Origin of the sequence: Candidatus Desulfatibia sp. (assembly GCF_036446775.1) — a bacterium.
GTDB lineage: Bacteria > Desulfobacterota > Desulfobacteria > Desulfobacterales > UBA11574 > Desulfatibia_A.
Genome location: NZ_JAZFTO010000231.1, coordinates 1 through 2,600, shown reverse-complemented (window position 1 = coordinate 2,600; position 2,600 = coordinate 1). Strand labels below are relative to the sequence as shown.

General features: G+C 45.7%; 3 protein-coding genes. 1 reads left to right on the top strand and 2 read right to left on the bottom strand.

The features are described from left to right. On the top strand, positions 1–388 hold a 388-nt coding region (locus V3S16_RS11025), incomplete at its 5' end, for a M3 family metallopeptidase (RefSeq protein ID WP_413884885.1). A 70-nt stretch (positions 389–458) separates the two neighbouring features. Here the strand turns inward: V3S16_RS11025 and V3S16_RS11020 are convergent. Both V3S16_RS11020 and V3S16_RS11015 read right to left on the bottom strand, forming a co-directional pair. Further along, complete coding sequence (locus tag V3S16_RS11020) at positions 459–1,385, bottom strand: hypothetical protein (RefSeq protein ID WP_413884883.1); 927 nt, start codon at positions 1,383–1,385, stop codon at positions 459–461. A gap of 150 nt (positions 1,386–1,535) precedes the next feature. Beyond that, the coding region (locus V3S16_RS11015; RefSeq protein WP_413884881.1) for a replication-associated recombination protein A at positions 1,536–2,600 on the bottom strand (1,065 nt) is incomplete at its 5' end.

Genomic DNA, 2,600 nt, shown 5'->3' with positions numbered 1-2,600 from the left:
TTATACGAACCCGAAGCACACGCCGGAGGAGCGCGCCGAAAAGTGGCTGGAGATTTCAAAACGGTTCGAGGTGGAAACCGATTACAGCGGCCTTAATCCCGACATTAAAAGATTCGCGTGGCACCGCCAGCTTCACATCTTCGAGGTGCCCTTTTATTACATCGAGTACGCCATCGCGCAGTTGGGCGCGTTGCAGTTTTACAAGATGTACAAGGGCGACCCCGCAAAGGCTGTCGGCAACTACCTTAACGCCCTGACGCTGGGCGGTAGCCGCGCCCCGCAGGAACTGTTCGAGGCCGCCGGGATAAAGATGGATTTCTCGTTCGATATGCTTTCATCGCTGATGGAGATGGTCGAAGAAGAAATCAACGAGTTGGAAAAAGACTAAGACCGGCTGCTTAAAGGTAAGTTGCTCACGTAGCACTGGGGCGATAAAATTTATTTGACGACGCGTACTCCTATTTGTCAATATTTTGCATTATTTCATGAATCTGCAAATAAATATTACCAGTTTGAGAGGCAAAACGTTTCTTTCTATAAAGTAATTCTATTAGATCAATTCTGCCTTCAAGGATCGCCATTAAGTCGCTACCATCCATAAGTATCATCAATTTCCGTCCTTTCGTATGAGCCTCGATTGCATCCGCAGAAAATCCATTAATAGCTAAAAATAGCCCAAGAGTATTTTCTAACTTGCGCGATAATTTTCCTGCAAAAGCATCCATATCTGCAATTGAGATAGGATCTTTAGTCCATTTGCCTTCAAATAAAAAGTCAGTGCTCTCAAAAGTAAAAGCGCCATCTATTTGTTCACCAATGACTCGAAAAGATGCTTTTGGGTCAAGATCGAATATTTCAAATATAGCTTTAATAACTTTTTCAAGTTTAAAGCCTCTTCCTTGTGGATCATCAGAGCTTATTAGTGAAAAATATTCCTTTTTTATTTCATTAAGCTTTTTGTTTATTTCTTGGTTTTTTTGAATTTTTTCATATTCTTCCCGTCTCTTCTTCTCTGTTTCATCTAATTTACTCTGCTGATCAACAAATGTTTTTGAAATTTCCCTTAAAGCATTAACGGCTTTTTTGGCTTTCAATGCCTTTTCTTTTCCGCCATCAAGTTTTTCTAGATGAGAGTAGTCATTGATTTTGACTATCTCAGTTGTTAATTTGAGAAGGTCTTTTTGATATGTTTCTTCATGTAACTTCATGAAGTTAACTAGATTACCGCAAATATTTATTTTATATTCATCCCAATTTATCCTTGAAAGTAAATTTGTGTCTGAGATGGCTGCAAGCAAAAAGTTTCTCAAGTCGGATTTATACCAATAAATTGCGCTTAGCGCTTCTTTTAAGGAATTGATTGCGACGGCGGAAATTTTTTTCATTGGTAATCCTTTAAGTTTGCCTAACTATCAAAAATAAGCATTATAAAGCAATATGATCATGATATTGTATTTTCATACACTTAACATTGGAATTCGGGGGACACCATACTTAATTGAGGCTTCACCGGTTGCATGAACGTCCCCTCCTTACTAACTTTCCCCTTTCTTCCCCTTAATCTCCTTTAGGCGTTTGGCGAAAGCCGCTTCGCGCCCTTCGTTGCCAGCCTCGTAGAATTTTACATCCTTAATTTCATCGGGGAGGTACGATTGCGCAACAAAGTGGTCGGGATAGTCATGGGGATACTTGTATCCCTTGCCGTGGCCCATCTTTTTGGCGTCTTTGTAGCTTGTGTCGCGCAGGTGGTTCGGCACTGTCGGCGCGGTGCCGCTCTTTTGCAGGTGGTCGAGAACTGCGCCGATTGCCTTGTATGAAGCGTTCGATTTCGGGGCGCAAGCCACATAAATAACGGCCTGCGCAAGGGGGATGCGGCCTTCGGGCATGCCGATCTTTTCTACGGCGTCGGCGGCGGCCACCGCGAGAATCAATGCAGTCGGGTCGGCGTTGCCCACATCCTCGGCGGCGCACACGATAAGCCTTCTTGCGATGAAGCGCGGGTCCTCGCCCGCCTCTATCATGCGCCCCATCCAGTAAACGGCGGCGTCCGCATCGGAGCCGCGCATCGATTTCTGAAAGGCGCTTGCGTGGTCGTAATGTTGCTGGCCCAGCTTGTCGTAGAGCAGGCTGGCCTTTTGCGATATTTCCGAAACCAGCTTTTCGGTTATCTCTTTTCCTTTGGTTCCTTTGGTGGCGCCTTTGACGGCGCTAACGCCAGCTTCAAGAAGCGTAAGGCCCACCCGCGCGTCGCCGGCGGCTAAATGGACAATTTGCTCCACAGCGGAATCGGAGATTTTTATATCGTGTCCGCCCAGCCCGTTTTCCTTGTCGGCAAGTGCGGATTTGACGATTTCCTTTATCTCATCGAATGATAATTGCGTAAGCTCTACAACCTGGCAACGCGACCTTAGCGCGGGGATCACTCCGAAAGATGGATTTTCGGTGGTTGCGACTATTAGCGTAACAAGTCCGCTTTCGACGTGGGGCAACAGCGCGTCTTGTTGTACCTTGCTGTAACGGTGGATTTCGTCGATAAACAAGACGTTCTTCTTTCCGCTGTCGGCGTTGTAGCGCGCGGCTTTAATGACTTCTTTAAGTTC